General features: G+C 28.4%; 19 protein-coding genes. 14 read left to right on the top strand and 5 right to left on the bottom strand.

From position 1 onward, the window contains the following. Window positions 1-133: 133 nt before the first annotated feature. A complete protein-coding gene (locus ACWPW7_RS11920) occupies window positions 134-613 on the bottom strand; it encodes an oleate hydratase (RefSeq protein WP_454053675.1) in 480 nt (159 codons plus the stop codon). A gap of 108 nt (window positions 614-721) precedes the next feature. Beyond that, the gene (locus tag ACWPW7_RS11925; RefSeq protein WP_312573435.1) at window positions 722-1492 is read right to left on the bottom strand and encodes a hypothetical protein; all 771 of its coding nucleotides are present in this window, start codon (window positions 1490-1492) and stop codon (window positions 722-724) included. A 428-nt stretch (window positions 1493-1920) separates the two neighbouring features. Here ACWPW7_RS11925 and ACWPW7_RS11930 point away from each other — a divergent pair, with 428 nt between their 5' ends. The 14 genes from ACWPW7_RS11930 to ACWPW7_RS11995 all read left to right on the top strand — a co-directional run bounded on the left by ACWPW7_RS11930 (window position 1921) and on the right by ACWPW7_RS11995 (window position 19057). Then, a complete protein-coding gene (locus tag ACWPW7_RS11930; protein WP_454053676.1) occupies window positions 1921-4611 on the top strand; it encodes a sigma 54-interacting transcriptional regulator in 2691 nt (896 codons plus the stop codon). Between the two features lie 549 nt (window positions 4612-5160). After that, a complete protein-coding gene (locus ACWPW7_RS11935) occupies window positions 5161-5427 on the top strand; it encodes an HPr family phosphocarrier protein (RefSeq protein ID WP_454053677.1) in 267 nt (88 codons plus the stop codon). Window positions 5428-5460: 33 nt separating this feature from the next. Beyond that, window positions 5461-6369, top strand: a complete 909-nt coding sequence (locus tag ACWPW7_RS11940; protein ID WP_454053678.1) for a BadF/BadG/BcrA/BcrD ATPase family protein — start codon at window positions 5461-5463, stop codon at window positions 6367-6369. Window positions 6370-6384: 15 nt separating this feature from the next. Further along, the gene (locus ACWPW7_RS11945) at window positions 6385-6687 is read left to right on the top strand and encodes a PTS sugar transporter subunit IIB (protein WP_454053679.1); all 303 of its coding nucleotides are present in this window, start codon (window positions 6385-6387) and stop codon (window positions 6685-6687) included. A 36-nt stretch (window positions 6688-6723) separates the two neighbouring features. Further along, window positions 6724-8028, top strand: coding sequence for a PTS cellobiose transporter subunit IIC (gene celB / locus ACWPW7_RS11950; protein ID WP_454053680.1), 1305 nt, complete (start codon window positions 6724-6726; stop codon window positions 8026-8028). A 120-nt stretch (window positions 8029-8148) separates the two neighbouring features. Next, window positions 8149-9456, top strand: coding sequence for a 6-phospho-beta-glucosidase (locus ACWPW7_RS11955; protein ID WP_454053681.1), 1308 nt, complete (start codon window positions 8149-8151; stop codon window positions 9454-9456). A gap of 13 nt (window positions 9457-9469) precedes the next feature. Next, on the top strand, window positions 9470-9778 hold the full coding sequence (locus ACWPW7_RS11960) for a PTS lactose/cellobiose transporter subunit IIA (RefSeq protein WP_039632320.1): 309 nt from the start codon (window positions 9470-9472) through the stop codon (window positions 9776-9778). A gap of 28 nt (window positions 9779-9806) precedes the next feature. Continuing rightward, window positions 9807-10889: a DUF871 domain-containing protein gene (locus tag ACWPW7_RS11965; RefSeq protein WP_454053682.1), complete on the top strand. Its 1083-nt coding sequence runs from the start codon at window positions 9807-9809 to the stop codon at window positions 10887-10889. 138 nt (window positions 10890-11027) lie between these two features. Further along, complete coding sequence (gene nagA, locus ACWPW7_RS11970) at window positions 11028-12203, top strand: N-acetylglucosamine-6-phosphate deacetylase (RefSeq protein ID WP_454053683.1); 1176 nt, start codon at window positions 11028-11030, stop codon at window positions 12201-12203. Window positions 12204-12206: 3 nt separating this feature from the next. Further along, window positions 12207-12935, top strand: coding sequence for a glucosamine-6-phosphate deaminase (gene nagB, locus ACWPW7_RS11975; RefSeq protein ID WP_291566402.1), 729 nt, complete (start codon window positions 12207-12209; stop codon window positions 12933-12935). A 107-nt stretch (window positions 12936-13042) separates the two neighbouring features. Beyond that, window positions 13043-14764, top strand: coding sequence for a phosphoenolpyruvate--protein phosphotransferase (gene ptsP, locus ACWPW7_RS11980; RefSeq protein ID WP_454053684.1), 1722 nt, complete (start codon window positions 13043-13045; stop codon window positions 14762-14764). A gap of 299 nt (window positions 14765-15063) precedes the next feature. After that, entirely contained in the window at window positions 15064-16314 is a 1251-nt protein-coding gene (locus ACWPW7_RS11985; protein ID WP_454053685.1) for a glycoside hydrolase family 3 protein, read from the top strand. Between the two features lie 120 nt (window positions 16315-16434). After that, window positions 16435-16929: a thiol peroxidase gene (gene tpx, locus ACWPW7_RS11990; protein WP_291566410.1), complete on the top strand. Its 495-nt coding sequence runs from the start codon at window positions 16435-16437 to the stop codon at window positions 16927-16929. Between the two features lie 199 nt (window positions 16930-17128). Then, window positions 17129-19057 carry an FtsX-like permease family protein gene (locus ACWPW7_RS11995; protein ID WP_454053686.1) on the top strand — a complete coding sequence of 643 codons (1929 nt, stop codon included), beginning with the start codon at window positions 17129-17131 and terminating at the stop codon, window positions 19055-19057. A 94-nt stretch (window positions 19058-19151) separates the two neighbouring features. Here ACWPW7_RS11995 and ACWPW7_RS12000 read toward each other — a convergent pair whose 3' ends face one another. From ACWPW7_RS12000 to ACWPW7_RS12010, 3 genes are all read right to left on the bottom strand, one after another. Further along, complete coding sequence (locus ACWPW7_RS12000; protein ID WP_454053687.1) at window positions 19152-19847, bottom strand: NAD(P)/FAD-dependent oxidoreductase; 696 nt, start codon at window positions 19845-19847, stop codon at window positions 19152-19154. Between the two features lie 245 nt (window positions 19848-20092). Then, window positions 20093-20887 carry an ABC transporter permease subunit gene (locus tag ACWPW7_RS12005; protein ID WP_454053688.1) on the bottom strand — a complete coding sequence of 265 codons (795 nt, stop codon included), beginning with the start codon at window positions 20885-20887 and terminating at the stop codon, window positions 20093-20095. Then, window positions 20880-21788, bottom strand: coding sequence for an ABC transporter ATP-binding protein (locus ACWPW7_RS12010; protein ID WP_454053689.1), 909 nt, complete (start codon window positions 21786-21788; stop codon window positions 20880-20882). The genes ACWPW7_RS12005 and ACWPW7_RS12010 overlap by 8 nt, the downstream gene beginning before the upstream one ends. Between the last annotated feature and the right edge of the window lie 178 nt (window positions 21789-21966).

The following is a 21966-nucleotide window of genomic DNA, read 5'->3' on the forward strand; positions in this document are numbered from 1 at the left end:
CTTCTTATTGTTTAAATCTTATTTATATTAGAAGTCGGATTAAAATTTTTACCATGCCAAGTAGTAAATATAAAGTTAATGATTTTAACCACTAATGGAATATAAGAGAAATGTTGAAAGTTTAATTTATAATTTATCTAAATGAAGTTATAAAAGAGTTAAATAATGTTCTAATATCATATTGATTTGGATTAATAGAAGTAACATCCTTATTTAATTTTAAAAGAGAATAAACAGTAGTTTGTGCTGAACGAACTAAGTATTCTACTGTGAAAACAACATCATTAGGTATGTCGCAATATTGTCCAAGGAATGCAAGATTTGTTGAGCCTTTTGGTACAACTTTAGGTCTGTCGCTTTTTGTCCTTGGCATAAATTGGCTTGTAATAAATGGCATCATACATGAAATACATTTGGATGCTTCAAGAATTAATGGCAAATGCTTATTAAATTTAAGATAAGAACATAACTCAGTTAATATGTCTTCATCATTACATTCTGATTGATTGATAAAATGTGGCTGATGAGCTAAAACAATAGACATAAGACAATTTGAATCTTTAAAAGTAACCAAAGCACCTGTACCTGCCTTATTGCCAGAAAATTTCTCCATTTAATTAATATTAATTAAGAAGGCTGTTCTTTTTAGAACAGCCATAATTTTTCTATTTATATGAGTAACTTATAAGAAAAATTTTAGTTAATATTATGAGAAAAGCCACTATGGAGTGCAACTTCCTGGAATTGGTGGATTGCAATTTCCTGGAATTGATGGATTGCAATTTGGAAGAGTAAAGAAACCAGAAACAGTTATACCTTTAATCACTCCAGGGAAATTAGGGCAAGCTAATGGTGTAAGAGGATTAATAGTTGCATCAACACAAGTACAGTTAGCTAGTTTTCCACGAATAATATCACATGCAGCATTAGCTTCAGCTTCACTACATCTAGTACATATAATATTATTTACACATACAGAATCATGACAACATAAAGAAGCATCTCTAGGGAAGCCATTTCTCACTCTTGTACATGCTGTACTAGTAATAAAGGCATTTATTAAGAATGGGATACATCCTACAATTTTCACATTAAACACAGTAAGAGTTATAGGGCAGCCACAAACTGTAGCAGTAGTAGTGCAAGGTTCTACAACACACTGTAAACAATCAAGGTTATAGGTAATTCTTGCAGCATCAAATGCAGTGATTCTTAGATTACTAGGAATATCTATGATACAACAAAAATTTACTGTACGATTAGGAACTGGAGGGCAAGGAGACCCACATGGTAATACGGCTTTAACTTCTGTAGTTTCAGTTGGTAAATCAGTTAATTCTTTTGTTTCTTCTTCTAATGTTGTATTTACCAATGCTTCTTTTGTCATTGATGTTTCTAATGTTAATTCAGGAATCATTTTTTCTTCTGTTGATGTAGTTGCTGTTTGATCATTCGAATTATCTATATTAATAACTTCTTTTATATTCTTCATAATTAAATCTCCTTTTACAAACTAATTGAAAGGATTACTTTCTAATAATTATAGTATGTAGTTTGAAAAATCAGGCTACAGCTTTTTGGGATTTTAGAGTATAACTTTTAAAATTTCTAGTATATACTATGAAAAATCTAACAAATAATTTTTATAATTACAATTATGTTTTAAAAATATGGTTTTTATGTAAATTTATTAATAATAGCTTTAAAGATTTCTTCCAAATAATGTGAATATTATTTAAAAGTGTTATAATTATATAAATAACGCATCCTTTAAAAAATAACTAGATAATATTGTGGGATTTATATTATATACATTGAATTTCGTAGAAAATGTCCTCAGAAGTTTTTACCAGTTATTTTTAAAAGATGTATAAATTTATTTTTGTAAAATTTTCCTACTAAATGTTTGGAGGGAATGTTTTGAAGAGTAAGGATAAAATATTACAGACTGTTTCAGTATTGCAAAAGAAAATACCAAAAGGAGTATCTGCTTTTGATGTAAGTAAAATATTAAATTTAGATAGGGCAAATGTTAGCAGACATCTTAATAAACTTTATTTAGAGAAAAAACTTCAGAAGATTCAAGGCCGTCCTGTTCTTTATAAAACTTTAGAAGAAAATATTGTTATTTCAGAGGAAAATAAGAATAGTTTGGATAGCATTATAGGGGCTAAAAATAGTTTACAAATAGCTATCCAGCAGGCTAAGGCAGCTATACTTTATCCACCAAAGGGGCTACATACTCTTATCCTTGGAGAAACAGGAGTTGGAAAGTCACTTTTTGCAGAGCTTATGTATAAATTCTCTGTGGAGGCAGGAATGCTTTCTTTTGATGCACCTTTTATACATTTTAATTGTGCAGACTACGCAGATAATCCTCAACTTTTAATAGCTTATATCTTTGGAGTAAAAAAGGGTGCTTATACTGGAGCAGATAAGGATAGAGAAGGATTACTAAAAAAAGCTGATGGTGGGGTTATATTTCTTGATGAAGTGCATAGACTGCCACCCCATGGACAGGAAATACTTTTTACATTTATAGATAAAGGACACTTTAGACCGTTAGGAGAAACGGAAAGAATAGAAAAGGCATCAGTACAGATAATAGCTGCTACTACGGAAAATCCTCAATCTCATCTTTTAAAGACATTTACTAGAAGAATTCCAATGATAATTACTTTACCATCATTAATGAGTAGAGGAATGAAGGAAAGGTATAGGCTTATTGAGTTATTCATAAAGGATGAATCAAAAAGATTGGGAAAGAGTATATATATTAATCGTAATTCTTTGGAGTCTTTCTTATTATATGATTGCCCCAATAATATAGGACAGTTAAAAAGTGACATACAATTAGCCTGTGCAAAGGCATTTTTAAATTATAAATCACAAAGAAAAAATTATATAATAATTACTCAAGAAGATCTACCTAGTTATGTAAAAAAAGGAATTTTAAAAATAAAAGATAATAGAGAAGAAATAGATAATATTTTAAAAAATACTGGAGATATACTTAAATTTTATTATAAAGAAGAGGAATTAAAAGAAATGGAGGAGAGTCATGAAGAAAAAGGAGATTTTTATGATGATATAGAAAGAAAATTAGAAAATTTAAAAGCAACTGGTATTCAAGATAGTGAGATTAATCAAATTCTTAATATTGATATAGAAAGTCATTTTAAAAAGCATATTGGATATATAACATCTAAGGTTAAGAGAGAGGAAATAATAAATATAGTTGGAGAAGAGATAGTTAATACAGTAGATTATATATTAACTTTTGCTCAAAATAAGCTTTATAAAGAATATGATGACAATTTATATTTTGCTCTTGCATTACATTTAAATGGTAGTATAAGAAGAATTAAAAATGGAAGGAAAATATATAATCCAAAATTGAATTTTATAAGAGCCAAATATGATGAAGAATTCTTAATTGCTATGGAAATAGCAAAGGTCATTGATAATACTTTTTATATCGAAACACCTCTTGACGAAATAGGCTATATTGCTATGTTTTTAGCATCAAATTCTTTCGAACTAGAAAATGAAGAAAAAGATAAAGTGGGGATACTTGTAATATTTCATGGAGACAGTACTGCTAGCAGTATGGTACAGGTTGCTAATGATCTAGTGGGAGTAAATCATGCAGCTGCTTTAGACATGCCTCTAGCTATGAATGCAGAAGAGGCATATCAGCTAGCGAAGAAGAAGGCACAAGATATAAATAAAAGTAAGGGAGTTCTGCTTTTAGTAGATATGGGGTCACTAGTAAACTTTGGAGACATGATATATGAAGAAACTGGAATAATTGTTAAAACTATTGATAGAGCTAGTACTCCTATGGTTATTGAAGCTTTAAGAAAAGCAGTTTTAGGCAGAGACTTAATAGAAGTATACCAAAGTTGTAAAGAAAATAATTCTTTTACAAGAGGACCAATTAGAAAAACTACTATAGAAAAGAAAAATATTATTATAACTGCTTGTTTTACTGGAGATGGGGCAGCTGAGAGATTAAAGAGAATTATTTGTGAAAAGCTACTAAATTTTGAGAAGATAGAGATAATTCCAATGAACATCATAAATAGAAGAGAATTTTTAAGTTCAGTAGATTATTATAGGGAAAATTACAAAATTTTAGCTATAGTTGGAACAGTAAAAATTCATATAGATGATATACCTTTTATATCTGCAAAAGATTTATTGATTGAAGGTGGGATAAATACCCTTAAAGAAATAGTTGAAGTAAATGATACTTATAATAAAATTAGCTCATCACTTAAAGAACACTTAAATTTTGATGGCTGTGAAAGAACTGTTGAAGATGTAAAACAAACGGTTGAAGAAATAAAAATACAGTTAGAAAAAACTCTTAGTGATGAAGTAGAAGTAGGAATAATAATTCACATATGTTTTTTAATAGATAAGCTAAAAAATGGTGGTAATGAATCAATATTTAAAGATTTGGAAGGCTTTATTGATGAATATAGTAGAGAAATTGCACAAATAAAACAGTGTTTGAAAAAACTTGAAGAACAATATAATGTAAAAATTACAAATAATGAAGTAGCTTATATTTGTCGTATGTTTATGTTCAATGAATTAGATTAAATATTTAAATATCTTTGAAGAATATTTAGGTATTATACTAAGTTGTTTTATACCATATTATGTAAATAAATTTTGTTATTAGATTTATTATTAACATAACTTATTTACTTATATAAGTTTACTACCCTTAAGTAGTCATGTTATTTTATATCTATTGCATTTTAATTATAGTGTAATCTGTGTAGTCTATAAAAATAGTGTGTATATCAGTGTACACACTATTTTTGCGTATAAATATATTTATTAAAATACAAGCATTTTTATTATTAGAATGATATTAATAATCATCAAACTATTGAGATAACAGAAGTTAAGGGCTTATAGTAAAATATAAATTTTGAAAAAATTTCTTGATCTATATAAATTTTTTAAAGTTAGTTCCTTTTTAATATTAACCGTAGATAGCACTGTGAAAAATTTTTGCTTATGGTATAAAGCCTTTAGTAGAGCCATTTATTATTAAAAAAGCAAAAAATATAGAATAATTATATATAAATGAGAATTTTGGCATAGCATTTGCTTTAATTATTAGTGTAAAGGAGGTAAGTTATGAAGAAATTAAATGTAACAGTAAAAAGTAAATCAGGACTTCATGCACGGCCAGCAGCTACATTGGTTAATCTAACACAACAATTTGAATCTAATATTACCATTGAAAAGGACGGAAGATCAGCAAATGCAAAAAGCATAATAGGAATTTTGAGTATTGGGGCAGCTATGGGAGATATAGTATCTGTTTTAATAGATGGGGAAGATGAAACAGAAGCATTTAATGAACTAGAAGAATTATTCAATAAAACTTTACCTAATGAATAACAATTAATGTCCCATTACAAGAAGGAGGATTATATGGGTTATTATATTGGAATTGATGGAGGCGGCACAAAAACTATTTGCCTTTTAGGAAACCGCAATAATGAAGTTATAGACAGTTTTAAAGCTGGTCCTACAAATTATCACAGTGTAGGCGCAAAACAAACAGAAGAAGTATTCAGTTCTATGTTTACTTATTTTTGTGATAAACACAATATTGCTAAAGAAAATATTAGTGCAATATGTTTAGGTGGAGCTGGAATTGATTGTGAGGATGATGAAAACCTTTTAAAGAATATTTTTAGGACATTAGGCTATAAAAATAAGTTATTAATATTTAATGATTCCATAACTACTTTGGTTGGGGCAAATGGTCACATGAGAGATGCCATTTTAATTAGTGGTACTGGATCCATATCCTATGGCGTTGATATTCATGGCAATGCCGTTAGAGTAGGAGGATGGGGGCATATAATTGATGATGAGGGAAGTGGATTTGCTATTGGAAGAGATGCACTTAAGAAGATAATGGAAAGCTATGATGGAAGAAGTGAAAAGACTATACTATGGGAAAAGGTAAGTAAAAATCTTGGAATTTCCAACTATGAAGAACTTATACCATTTATTTATAATTCAAAAAAACAACATATTGCTGACCTTGCACCTCTTGTATTAGAAAGCTATCATTCCGACAAAATTTCTAAAGACATTGTAGATAAAGCTGTAGAAGATTTATTTAAGATGGTCAAAACTCTTTCCCTTAAGATGAAAATTCAGAATTTTCAACTAAGTTTTGGAGGTAGCATACTTTTAAAATCATCTCTTATAAATAGTTTATTAAAGAAAAAAATAAATGATGAATTCCCCAAAGTAATAATTCATGCTCCTTATAAAGACTCAGCCCATGGTGCATTAAATCTAGCCTTAAAAAGTAATGGATATTAAAAAGGAGAGAAAGTTATGAAAAAAATAATGTTGGTTTGTTGTGCAGGAATGTCTACTAGTTTACTAGTAAAAAAGATGCAGGATGCTGCAGCTAAGGAAAATTTAGAAGCAGAAATATTTGCAATAGGAGAAGCAGATGTAAAAAATCACGAAGATGTAGATGTGGTTTTACTTGGTCCTCAAGTTAGATATCTACTTGGAAAGATGGAAAAATTAATGGCACCAAAGGGAATACCAGTAAGTGTAATTGACAGTATTTTATATGGAACAATGAATGGAGAGGCAGTATTAAAACAAGCTATTAACATGATTAAGTAAAGAGAATCTCTTTTATAAATATTAGGGGGGGAAAAAATGAAAAGATTTATTAATTTTATGGAAAAACATTTTGTACCTGTAGCAGGACGAATAGGTGCTCAAAGACATCTTGTAGCAATAAGAGATGGATTTGTAACTTTAATGCCATTGATTATAGCAGGTTCATTAGGTACATTAATCAATGCATTACCAATAGAAGCATATCAAAATTTTATGACTAATGTGTTTGGCGAGTCATGGAAAAACTTTGGAGGAAACATTTGGTCAGGATCTTTTGCTATAATGTCATTTCTTGTAGTGTTTACTATAGCTTATAATCTTGCAAAGTCCTATGAAGCTGATGGACTTACAGCAGGTGTTGTAGCTTTTGCAGCACTATTATCTATAACAAAACCTACAGCAGATGGTTCAGGAATACCTTATAGTGCATCTGGAGGATTAGGATTATTCTTAGCAATAATTGTAGCACTTATATCTACAGAGATATTTGTAAGGCTAAGAAGAAATAAGTCACTTATAATTAAAATGCCAGATAATGTACCGCCAGCGGTTTCTAAATCCTTTGCAGCATTATTGCCAGTTATGATAACAATAGCTATATTTTCAGTAATTAGGATCTTATTTGCTGTAATTGGAGTAGATGATATTCATAAACTAATTTATGATGCACTACAAGCACCTTTAGGATCAGTGGCAAATACGCTTTGGTCAGCAATATTAATTGTACTTTTAAATCATTTATTCTGGTTCTTTGGATTACATGGTTCCAATATATTGGAACCGGTTATGCAAGCAGTTTATCTTCCAGCACTTGAGAAAAATGCGGCAGCTGCTGCAGCTAGTGCATCTATACCAAATATAGTTACAAAACCATTCTTCGATGCTTTTGTATATATGGGAGGTTCAGGTGCAACAATTTGTTTAATAATTGCTATTTATATAGCTTCAAAACGTAAACACCATAGAAATATGGCTAACCTTTCATTAGGACCAGGATTATTTAATATAAATGAATCTATGATATATGGTATGCCTATCGTATTAAATCCAGCATTTATAATACCATTTATTTTAACACCAGTAGTATTAACGATAATAAGCTATGTTGCTACTGCTACAGGGTTAGTTCCTCGTACTATTGCTATGATACCATGGACAACACCACCTATAATTAGTGGATGGATTGCAACTGGAGGATCAATTGCGGGATCCATAGTACAAATAGTAAATCTTGCTATCGGTGTGTTTATGTATATTCCTTTTATTGTTTTAGCAGAAAGAATTGAGGATAAAAAATCTAAAAACATTGTGAAAGAAATAGATAATAGCATAAAAAGTTAAGGTTTAAAATTATGCATGGAATCTGCAATATTTATTGTGAATTCCATGCATAATTCAACAAAAGAGATTTTCCTATTTAAATGAAAAATATTACATAATTTTACGATTGGAGGGAAAAGCATGGAAGGCATTAAAGTTGCTGTAATTGGTGGAGGAAGTAGTTATACTCCGGAACTTATTCATGGAATAATACAAAGAATTGAGGAATTTCCTGTAAGAGAAATAGCATTAGTAGATGTAGAAGAGGGACAATGGAAACTTGACATAATTAGCAAACTTTCTTTAAGGATGTTAAATAAACATAATATCAAAACAAAAATAACTTCAACTTTGAATAGAAAAGAAGCTATAAAAGATGCAGATTTTGTTGTTACTCAATTTAGAGTAGGAGGGCTAAAAGCAAGGCTAAAAGATGAGACAATACCATTAAAGTATAATCTCATTGGTCAAGAAACTACTGGAGTAGGAGGATTTATTAAAGCACTTAGAACAATACCAGTAATACTTGATATATGTAAGGATATTAGTGAATTAGCTCCAGAAGCATTTTTAATTAATTTCACAAATCCAGCAGGAATTATTACTGAAACTGTTTTAAATTATACAAAAGTTAAAGCTATTGGAGTATGCAATGTTCCAATAACAATGAGAAATAATATTGGAAAATTACTTGAGGTAGAGTCAAATAGAATAAGAGTAGATTTTATAGGGCTTAACCATATGGTATATGGGCAATCTGTTTATCTTGATGGTGAAGATATAATAAGTGAGATAATTGAGAGACTTTCTAAGGGTGCTTCTATAAATATGAATAATATTCCTGATCTAAAATGGGATAAAGAGTTTCTAAAATCTTTAAATATGATTCCTTGTCCTTATCATAGGTATTTTTATATGAAAGATGAAATTTTAAAAGAAGAATTAGAAAATATAAAAAGAGGAGAAGGAACTAGAGCAAAACAAGTAATGGAGATAGAAAATAAATTATTTAAAATATACGATGATGAAAACCTTGATGAAAAACCATCAGAGCTAGATAAAAGAGGAGGGGCATATTATTCAGAAGCTGCAGTTTCTCTTATGAGTGCTGTATATAATGATAAAAATGAAATTCATACTGTAAATATAAAAAATAATGGAGCTATATTAGAGTTATCTAATAATTCTGTTATAGAAACAAATGCAATTGTAAATAAAAGTGGAGCAACACCTATATCAGTAGGAAATTTACCAAATTCTATAAGAGGGCTTATACAACAGGTTAAAGCTTATGAAACTCTTACAATAGAAGCAGCAATAAATGGAGATTATAATCAAGCTTTTTTAGCGTTAATCAATAATCCATTAGGTGGTTCAATAAACATTACTAAAAAATTATTGAAAGATATACTTGATGAAAACAAAAAATATTTACCTCAATTTAAGTAGGGAGGAATTTATAATGGAAAATATAATATTTAAATTAATATCTTATAGCGGAGAAGCTAAAAGTTTTTCTATGGAGTCTATAGCTCACGCAAAAACAGGAAATTTTGAAGAGGCTGAAAAATGTCTTCAATTAGCAGATAAAAGTCTTGAAGAGGCCCACAAAGAACAAACAAAACTTATTCAATCAGAAGCAAGAAATGAAAAAATTGAAATTACATTGCTTATGGTTCATGCTCAAGATCATTTAATGAACGCCATAACCGTAAGGGATTTAGCTATAGAATTTGTAGATATGTATAAAAAAGTGTCAAGTAATAATTAAATTTTAAAGTGAAAATGGAGGTAGTTAAATGTGGAAATTAGGAATATCAATATATCCTCCACAAGGGGACATAGAAAAATATAAAGATTATTTAAAAATGGCTGCAAAATATGGATTTACAAGGATATTTACTTGTCTTATATCTTTGGGAAAAAATATAGAAAATAATTTAAATCAGTTTAAAGAAATAACAAATACTGCAAAAGAGTTAGGGATGGAAGTTATTGCAGATGTAGATCCCTCTATTTTTAAAAAATTAAACTTAAGTTATAAAGATCTTCAATTCTTTTCTCAAATAAATTTAAGCGGAATAAGATTAGACTTAGGATTTTCAGGAATGGAAGAAAGCATAATGAGTTTTAATCCATATGGGCTTAAAATTGAAATAAATATGAGCAATGGAACTAAATATCTTGATAACATTTTAAGTTATTGTCCTAATAAAGATAATATAATAGGGTGTCATAACTTTTATCCTCATAGATACACGGGTATATCAAGAAAACACTTCTTAAACACATCGAGAGAGTTTAAAGAAAAAGGTATAAGGACGGCTGCTTTTATTAGTTCACCTAATGGAACTTTTGGTCCATGGCCAACTTCTCATGGACTTTGTACTTTAGAAGAACATAGATTTTTACCAATTGATGTTCAAGCAAAAGATTTATTTAATACAGAATTAATTGATGATGTTATAATAGCAAATTGTTTTGCATCAGAAGAAGAATTTTATAAACTAAGCAAATTAAATAAGAATATTCTTGAACTTAAGGTCAAACTTTTAGAGGAGTTACCAGAGACAGAGAAAAAGATAGTTTTAGAAGAAAGCCATTTTAATAGAGGAGATATATCTGAATATATGATTAGATCAACGGAAAGTCGTGTAAAATATAAAAATCATAAATTTGAATTATTTAATGCAAAGCCTATAAAAAGAGGGGATGTATTAATTGAAAGTTCTCTTTATGAAAGATATAGTGGAGAGCTTCAAATTGCACTAAAGGATATGGAGAACAGTGGAAAAACTAATGTAGTAGGAAAAATTGATGAAGATGAAATTTATTTATTAGATTATATTAAGCCATGGCAAAAATTTAAGTTTGAATTATAAATTTTAAAATAAACTTAAAAAATAATATTTTTATGAAAATGTACAAGTTATTTCTAATCATTAATCTATTATTGATAATAGATAGCAGAGAATTTTAAGTTTGAATTTTTCATGTATGATCTCTAAAAATGAGATTTTATGAAAAATATAAAGGTAGGTAAATATATGGCTGTAAAATGCATTAAAAATGGTAAAGTAATCCTAAAAGATAGAATTTTACAGGGTAAATCAATTATATATGATGAAAAAATAATTCAAATTGTAGAAAATAATGTTCTTAGTAAAGATATAGAAACTATTGACGTAGAAGGCAGCTATATATCACCTGGATTTATAGACATCCATGTTCATGGATCAAAAGGTTTTGATGTTATGGATGGCAGGATTGAAGGTATAGAAGCTATTAGTAAGAGTCTTTGTAATCATGGGGTTACAGGTTTCTTACCAACAACTATGACAATGTCAATAGAGGATATTCATAAAGCTTTAGATGTGATAAAGATTTCTATGGATATGAAGTTTAATGGTTCAAAAATTCTTGGTGTTCATTTGGAAGGTCCTTTTATTAGTCCAAAGTATAAAGGAGCACAAAATGAAAAGTATATTTTAACACCAACAATAGAAATTATAAAACCTTATCTTGATATAATTAAGATAATTACAATTGCTCCTGAAATGGATGAAAATCACATTTTTATTAAATCTATGAATGTGAATAAAAATATGATATTATCAATAGGACATACAAATTCTACTTATGAAGAAGCTATGAGTGCTATAGAAGATGGTATAAAAAGTGCAACTCATTGTTTTAATGCTATGACTCCACTTCATCATAGAAATCCTGGGGTAATTGGAGCAATTTTAAATAGTGATATTTATTGTGAGCTTATTGCGGATACAATTCATGTACATCCTGCATTATTTAATATTTTAGAAAAAGCTAAAGGTGAAGATAAGATAATTTTAATAAGTGATGCTATGAGAGCAGCTTGTATGAAATTAGGAAATTACGATTTAGGTGGACAAAAAGTACTTGTATCCAATGGAAGAGCAACACTTGAAGATGGTACATTAGCTGGAAGTCTCCTCACTTTAGATAAAGCAGTAAAAAACATGAGAGACCATACTAAATTAAAACTTGAAAAAATAATTAAGATGGTTACAATAAATCCTGCCAGTGCTATTGGGATAGATAGTATGAAAGGAAGCATAGAAGTAGGAAAATATGCTGATTTTACAGTATTTAATGAAAATATGGATATTTTATATACCATAGTAGAAGGAAACTTGTATTTTAGGAAGGAATTTTAGGTTATGCAAATTATTAAGGTAAAAGATTATAAGGAACTAAGCAGAAAGGCAGCAAGTATATTGGCGAGTCAACTTATATTAAAGCCTAAAAGTATTATAGGTCTTGCAACAGGATCTACACCTATAGGTACTTATGAAGAGTTGATTCGTTTATACAATGAAGGATTTATAAGCTTTTCAGACGTAATTACTTTTAATTTAGATGAATATTGTGGATTAGAATCTAATGATATAAATAGTTATTATAACTTCATGAAAACTAAATTATTTAATCATATAGATATAAAAAAAGAAAACATTAATATTCCTGATGGATTAGCAGGAGACATTCAAAGAGAGTGTGAGTGTTATGAGAAAAAAATTGAAAAATCTGGCGGTATAGATGTACAACTACTTGGTATAGGGAGAAATGGTCATATTGGTTTTAATGAACCAAGTTTTAAATTTGAATCAAAAACATTTCTAGTGAATTTAGATGAAGATACAATTAAGGCCAATTCAAGATTTTTTAACAATATAGAAGATGTACCTAGACAAGCAGTAAGTATGGGAATAAAAACTATTATGAGTTCAAAAAAAATTCTTTTGCTTGCTAATGGTGAGGAAAAAGCAGAAATATTATATAAAGCGATTTATGGTGATATAATTCCAGAAGTACCTGCATCAATACTTCAATTACATCCAGATGTTACTATAATTGTAGATGAAAAAGCAGGTAGCTATTTAAAATAAGTATAAAATAACTAGTCAGAGATTGGAAAATATGGAGGTATACTGACTAGTTATTCTCTAAATGCTAGTAACTAAAAACTATGAAGAGGTACTTAGGAGGTCGTTATATGAAAGGTATAGGTGCATCTACAGGTATTGCTATTGGGAATATATTAGTTAAGCATAATAAAATTGAAGTGAAAAAATATAGTATTGAAGATTATGATGAAGAGGTAAAAAGGCTTAAAAAAGCCTTAGATACATCTATTGATCAAATAAAAGAACTTATTATATTTACAGAAGATACATTGGGGAAAGAAGAAGCGAAGGTCTTTGAAGCTCATATTCATATGCTAAAAGACGAGGAATTTATTACTCTTATTGAAAATAAAATTAAAGAGTTTAAGTTTAATGTTGAATGGGCGGTTAAGGAAGCCACTGATTTCTATGTAGATATGTTTAATTCTTTAGATAATAGTTATATGCGTGAAAGAAGTAGTGATCTTATAGATGTTTCAAATAGGATAATAAATAACTTACTAAATTTAAATACTATAGATTATAACAGTTTAACTGAATCCTTTATATTAGTAGCTCATGATTTAACGCCATCTGAGACGGCTAAGCTTCCTAAAAATAAAATACTTGGTTTTATAACAGAAATAGGAGGCCCTACATCTCATGTTGCTATTATGGCTAAAAATCTTGGCATTCCAGCAATTGTAGGTGCTGGAAAAATATTAGATTTATTTAATGAAAAATCTTCATTAGCTATGGATGGAGGTACAGGTGAGTTTTTTATTGAGCCAGATTGCTTGATAATAAATCAGTTCAATGAGAAGAGAGTCTATTTAGAAAGTGAAAAAGAGCTTAATAAATCTTTATTAGGTATGAAATCTCTTTCAAAGGATGGTAAAGATTTCGAAATAGTATGCAACATCGGTTCACCGGAAGAATTACATCAGGTATTAGATAATGATGGTGAAGGGATTGGACTTTTTAGAAGTGAATTTATATATATGGGAAGAAATGAGGCACCTAATGAAGATGAACAATTAAGCTGTTATAAAGAAGTGATTCAAGGAATGGACGGAAAACCCGTAACAATCAGAACTTTAGATGTAGGAGGAGATAAGGAGCTTACTTATTTAAATATTAAGAAGGAGCAAAATCCTTTTCTTGGTTTTAGAGCAACAAGATATTGTTTGGAAGAAAGAGAATTATTTAAGGTTCAGCTAAGAGCTATTTTAAGGGCAAGTGTCTTTGGTAATGTGAAAATAATGTTTCCTATGATATCTAGTGTTCAAGAAGTTAGAGAGGCAAAGGAAGTTCTTGAAGAATGTAAAAGGGAATTAAAATCTAGTGAAATACCTTATGATGAGCATATAAAAATCGGTATAATGATTGAAATACCTTCAGCAGCAATTATTTCTGATATTCTTGCAAAAGAAGTAGATTTTTTTAGCATAGGCACTAACGACCTTATCCAGTATACTATTGCTGTAGATAGATTAAATGAAAAAGTATCAAATTTATATACTCCATATCATCCATCAATACTTAGGCTTATTGATACTATAATTAAAAATGGGCATAAGGAAGGTATACCAGTAGGAATCTGCGGAGAAGCAGCTAGTGATATAAAGCTTCTTCCTATATTTATGGGGATGGAACTTGATGAGTTTAGTGTAAGTTCAGCTTTAGTTTTAAAATTAAGAAGATATATGAAGGAATTTACAATTAAAGAGGCAAAAGAACTTAGTGATAAAGTCCTCAAGCTAGAAGATTCAGAAAGCATTGAAAAGTTTTTAGAAGATATCGATAGTCATTATCAGAAAATTAAGAATTAAAGAGAAAAATTTAAAAAGGAGGTGCATCAGAATAATTTTTTTAATAATTCTAATGCACCTCCTTTTTAATTACTACTATTATAAGAAATTAGTTAGTGATAAAATAAATTATAGCTATTTGTTTACAAACTAATAGCTTAGAAAAATATAGGTATTATAATATAACAATTATAAAAATTAGGTTATAATAAATTATAAATATAAGTTATACAATTAGGAGTGTCTGGATAACTTAGGAGAAAAGAGTTTAAATTATTTATTGAGATTATATTATAAATTTATAGTTAGGAGAGATTTTATTGAAAAAAACTTTAATTATAATTTTAATGGCAATATTAATCTTTACTGGTTGTAACATTAAAACTTCAGAAGAGAAAGTTTCAGATAGTGGAATTAAAGAAAATACTACAAAAGAAGCAGTTAAATTAGAGGAATCTGTAGATGAGAAGATAGAGAAAAAAATTTCTTCAATGAGTATTGAAGAAAAGGTAGGACAATTACTTATGCCTTCTATAGATACTGTAAATACTAATGGAGAAAAGATTGACTTTACAATGGTTACTCCAGAAGTAGAAGAAGTATTTAATAAATATAAATTAGGAGGAATTATCTTATTTAAAAATAATATGATAGATAAAGAGCAAACTAAAAAGCTTACAGAAGATATACAAAAGACTTCAAGAGATATTGGAGTATTTATAGGGACAGATGAGGAGGGAGGAACTGTAACAAGAATACCTAGAGATGTTGAAGCGCCTAGTGCTAGAACAATAGGAGATAGTAAAGATCCTAATTTATCTTTTGAAACTGCAAAAAGTATAGGGAAAGATATGAAAAATTTAGGACTAAATTTAGATTTTGCTCCTGTAATGGATGTAGATACTAATCCTGAAAATCCCGTTATAGGTATTAGAGCATTTAGTAATAAACCAGAGATAGTTGCAGAATTTGGAGTCAAATTTATGGAAGGATTAAAAAGCGAAGGTATAATTAGTTCTGTTAAACACTTTCCAGGACATGGAGATACTATAGGAGATTCTCATAAAGATTTAGTAAGTATAAACCATTCTAAAGATAGAATAAATGCTATAGAATTATATCCTTTTAAAAAAGCTATAGAAAATAATGTGGATATGGTGATGGTAGGTCATATTCAAGCAAAAGCTTTAGATGATAGCAAAATTTATTCTTCTAAGAAAGATACTGAAGTTTTAGTACCAGCCACTTTTTCTAGTAAGATAATAGGAAAAGTTTTAAGAGAAGAACTAGGATTTAAAGGTGTGGTTATCACTGATGCTCTAAATATGGGAGCTATAGAAAATTATTTTACACTAAAGGAAGCTTCAGTTAATGCATTAAAAGCAGGAGCTAATATACTACTAATGCCAGCACCTCTAGAACCAGGCGGAAATAATGAGCAGTTCGATGAAGTTTTTTATGGAATAATTGAAGAGGTTAAAACGGGAAATCTAAGTGAGAATATAATAAATGAGAGCTTAAAAAGAATATTAAAATTAAAATATAATTATGGGCTTTTAAAATTGGAATAACATTATATTGAGCTTTTTTAATATAGGTTATAAAGAGTAATAATTAAGATTTGCTTTATGAATAATTAAGAATATTATATGGTAACACTACCATATAGAAAATATAAGGGAGGAGTTAATATGAATATTACATTTCAAGGTAATCCTATAACTTTAATTGATAAGGAACTTAAAGTAGGTGATAAAGCACCAAATTTTACATTGGCTAATAGTGATTTGCAGCCTGTAACATTGGATAACACAAGTGGTGTAAGAATTTTTGTAGTGGTGCCTTCTATTGACACAGGAGTATGCGATTTAGAAGTTCAAACATTTAACCAAAAAGCAGGAGAAGTTCCAGGTGTTCATATTTATACAATTTCAATGGATTTACCTTTTGCACAATTAAGATGGTGTGGAGCAAAAGCGGTAAAAGCTTTAACTATGTTGTCTGATTATAAGGATCATAGTTTTGGACATAATTATGGTAGCTATATAAAAGAATTAGGGTTATTAACTCGTGCAGTATTTGTGATAGATAGTAGTAATACAATAACTTATGTAGAGTATGTACCTGAAGTTACAGAACAGCCTAATTTTGAAGAAGTTATAAAAGCTGCAAAAGAAGCAAAATAGATATTTACACTAAAAAAGCCTTATAAAGCGAGACTATCCGAAATGGAAAGTCTCGCTATTATTTTGTAAATTTATTCTATATACTTACAAAGATGTAAGTTTTAAATAAAAGTTGTAAGCCTAATCTATGGTGTGAGAATTTATAGAATGATAAAATTTTACATAAATAATGATTTGATATTTGTAAGGAGAGAGTAGTGTGAAATTTAATTTACTAAATATTAGCTTAAACAATGTAAAGCATAATAAGAAGAATTATTTTACATACATTGTTTCTATAATAATTAATATAAGTATATTTAATGTGTATTTAAATATAGCAAATTCAGAAAAATTAAGAGCACTTATGGGAAAAGATGCTTTAGGAGTTGCTAATCTTTTATTTAATTTATGTTCTTATGTAATCATTCTTTTTTCAGTAATATTCATGTGGAACTCCACTTCGTTTTTTATAAAAAAAAGAAAAAAAGAAATAGGCATATATGCTTTATTAGGAATGAAAAATAAAGATATAGCAAAGATGATGTTTATGGAAACTTTAATAATAGGGATATTTTCATTAAGTATTTCTATAGTAATAGGAACATTATTGTCACAAATATTTGCTAGGGTATTTATGAGTTTTATAAAGGCTACAGGAGATATAGGAATAGTATTCAGTTTTAAGGCACTAAAAAATACGTTAGTTAATTTTAGTATAGTATTTATTATCATTTCTATAAGAGCTTATAGAATAATATATAAGTTTAAACTTATTGAGTTATTTAAAGGGGAAGAAATTAATGAAAAAGAGCCTAAAAATAAAACTTTAAAAGGCATATTATCAATAGTATTGCTTATCTTAGGATACTTCTTCGGAAGTTTAACAGGAATAAAAATTTTAGGTGCAGCATCACTTTTTTTAGCTTTAATATCAGTAATAGCAGGAACATATTTATTTTTTAATAGCTTCTTTACTCTCTATGTAAGTTTGATGAGACAAAGGAAGGGTAGCTATAAAAATGTAGAAAAACTACTTGCACTATCTAGTATTAGGAGCAGAATAGGCAGCAATGCTAAATCTTTAGCAGTCATATCCATATTAAATGCATCTATAATAGTTGCTGCTAGTACTACAATGATTGTAACTGGATTATTAGAAAAAGATATTTCTAATCATAGGTTTTCTTATGTTTATCATTCTAATAAAGAAGCAGATGAAATTGTAGATAAGATTTTAGAACAACATAAAGATAATAAGATAAAAAATGATATTTTCATTCATTCTTTAAAATTTAATGAAAATGAAATTTTAAAGGATGGTAAAGAAGGTAAAAATATTTATGTTATTAAGGAAGAAGATTATAACAAGCTTTGTGCCGTAGCAAATATAGAAGAAAAATTAAAACTTAAAAATAAAAATAATATAGCAATACTAGATGAAAATGAGATTTCTAGTGAAAGAGTATGGAAAATAGGTGCAAGTAAAATAAAAAGTGTAAAAGTAAATGAAAACATAAATATGCTCTTTGGAGACAATGAAGAATCTATGAATTTACTTGAGTATAGAGAAGAAATTATAAATCCAGAGATAGGGGGAAAAACTGTAGTTGTAACATCAGAATCTTTTGAAAGATTTAAAACTTTTGGGAAGCCTCTTAGCCTTAGATTTATCAATGTAGAAGATCAAAATAAAAGTAAAGAACTAACAGAAGACATAAATAATAGTTTACATGAGAAAACAAAAATATCCAGCTATTATCAGTCTTATGAATCAGTAAGTAATATCAGTGGTACTTTTAAATTTATAGCACTTTTTACATCACTTATATTCATAATATCTAGCTTAAGTGTAATTTACTTTAAAATTGTGATGGAATGTGATGAAGAAATTAAGAGATATTCTATAATGAAAAAGATTGGTTTCTCATATAAAGATATTAAAAAAAGTATGGGAAAGGAACTCGCTATAATATTTATGCTTCCATTAATTTTATCAATACTTCATGCTCTAGCTGCATTAAGTACAATAATTTTTCTTCAAATTGAGGGAGCTATAATATCAATACTTATATTTATAATAATATATTTAATCTTTTATAGAGTAAGTAATAAATCACATTTTAAGTTTATAATAGAGATGATATAGAAAAAAAGGCACTTTGGTTATTGAAGTGCCTTTTGTAATAAATCAATAAAAATATGAAGTGAAATACTCAATATAAGTTAAAATATATTTAACTTTAGACAAGTTTATTTTCATGATTATAATCAAACTCTTTAGGATCTTGATTATAAACTCCTTCTTTGAAATTATCGAGTCCTAATCTTTCTATGAAATCACTGATTTTTTCACCAAAATTTGCTGTCTTTTGATAGAAGGTTAAAATCTTCTCTACTAATTCATATGCTTCATTCTCAGTAATATCAATAGCTATTATGTCTGCAATTCTAGGATTAAACCCAGAGGATCCTCCAGCAGTTACTCTAAAGCCTGTAATGTCTGCAATTACACCTACATCTTTTGAATAAACTCCTCCACAGGCATTTCTACATCCAGCAACTCCCATTTTAGTTCTATTTGGCATAGAGGCGCCATGAAATTTATTTAAAATTTTCATGCCAATATTCATAGTATTAGCTTTAGATCTTTTACAAAAACCAGCAGGGCAAATCTCTACATTTTTTACTGAATAAATATTTTTAACAGCAGGTTCCATTTCAAGTTCAGCCCATATATTTTCAAGATCCTCTTCCTTTAAATTTGTTATCATAATTCTTTGGCCAGAGGTCATCTTCAAAACTCCATTGTATTTTTTAGATACTTCACCTATCTTTATAAGTTTATCAGCACTTATAAATCCACCAGGAATATGAGGTGTTATAGCAAAAGTTCTCTTGCCATCTCTAACCTTTTGTAAATTACCGTAATGTGCCATAAATAAACACTCCCTATCTATGTAAATTTTATATTTTCTTATTAATAAATATATTTTAATATTTAATAGAGCTTTTGTCAGTAACAAAGGTTACAGATAAATTAGTTAGAGAATAAGTTATTAACCATTAAAATTGGATATTTTTATATAAATAGTTAAAAATACTTGTCCAATTTATATTTTAGTATCTTAAAAAATAATAAGCCGGTAAATTAATCTACCGGTTTATTATTTTTCAAGATGCCTTAAATTAAATTTTCCGCTGTAAAATTCTTAGCTATTTTCTGTAATAATATATAATCTATTATAAGTATAATGGTTCCAATTATGATTAGTACCATATTAGTTAAAAGCAATATACCAGTTATTTGGCCAATTACTAAGAGGATTATAGGTAGAACAATAAGGCCAGCTAACTGTTGAGCTTCTTGAAAAGTTTTAGACTTTGCCGATATTAGAATAGTAAAAGTTAATCCAAGAATTGCTACAGCAGGAGTAAGATATAATATAAGAAGTATCCATTTTATATTAGGAAAAATAAGCTTATGAAAATATAATAGTCCGCCTATATTTATAATTATCCCAAATATTATGCTGCACATTAAAGTTATTACATAAGTAGGAATGAAAACTCCCAAAAGCTTAGCTTTAAATAGTTCTTCTATTGAAATTGGCGTATATAACAATGTTTCCATAGTTTTATGCTCTTTTTCTCCTATAAAGCTACTAGCGCCAAGTAAAGTTGAACACATTATAGGTATTAACAGAAAAAAAGAAGGAAATAAATAATTAGTAAGTATAGTTAATACCATTTGCTCAGTGGTAAGAGCTTTATAAGTTTGTGGCAATCTGCTTATTAAAGAATCAAAATCCTTTAGAGTTTTTACTGAGTCAGGGGAAAAATGAAGAAGCAACAATACTATTGTTGGAAGTATAATCACAAAAATCAATGGAACTATAATCATAGGTATTAATACTTGTTTTGAAGACGTTATATCTTTTACATCTTTATAAATTAATGCTTTGGTTATTTTATTCAAATTTATCACCTCTTACATAACTGAAATATAAATCTTCTAAAGAAGGTTTTTCTCTTCTAACTTCATATATTTTTCCATTGTTAGTAAAGATATTGTGCAAAACTTTAGCTACTTCCTCATCGCTAGATATATGCTTTCTATAGATATTTCTATCAATTTTATTTAGTCCAACATTATTAGGAATATTTTCTCCTCTGATTATAATAGAGTCATTAAAATTTCTATCGTTGCATAATTCTTCAAAGCTACCAAAGCCAAGCAAAGTCCCTTTGTTTATAAGAGCATAAAGTGAACATATATCTTGCGCATACTTCAATTGATGGGTACACATAAATACGGTACTTTTATTTTCAAATGCCATATTTTTGATGAGTTTAGTAACATTTTCAGCACTTTCAGGATCAAGACCAGAAGTAGGCTCATCAAGAAATAATATTTTAGGATTATGAATAAGAGCTATAGCAAGAGACATTCTTTTTTTCATTCCAGTACTATAAGCTTTTACCTTTCTATGCCTTACGCCTTCTAATTCTAATCTATTTAATAGTTCGCTACTTCTATTTTTAATTTCATTATTGTTAAGACCATGCATTTTACCAAAGAAAATAAGATTTTCTTCACCACTTAGATTTTCATAGCTACATGCTGTTTCTGTCATCACTCCTGATAAACTATGAATTTTTATTTGATCTTTAGTGATATCACGTTCAAATATTTTTACTTCGCCTTCTGAAGGGGTTAGTATTCCATTTAATATCCTTACTGTAGTTGTCTTACCTGAACCATTAGGACCAAGAAATCCTACAATAGAGCCTTCAGGTACTATAAAATTTATATTATCTAATGCTTTATTAATACCATCATAAGATTTAGTTAAGTTTCTTACTTCAATAGCATTCATTATTATCACCTCTTATATATTAAACTTTAAAAGGAGAGAAAAAGTTCACATAAATTAAGAAAAATTTATAAAATAATATCTAAATAAAAATAGTGAGTGACAAATAATTTGTATGTTTATTATAATCAATATGTAAATTCATAATACTTTGTCATAAGTATAGATTTCTAACTTTAAA

Source organism: Clostridium sp. Marseille-Q7071 (genome assembly GCF_965112025.1).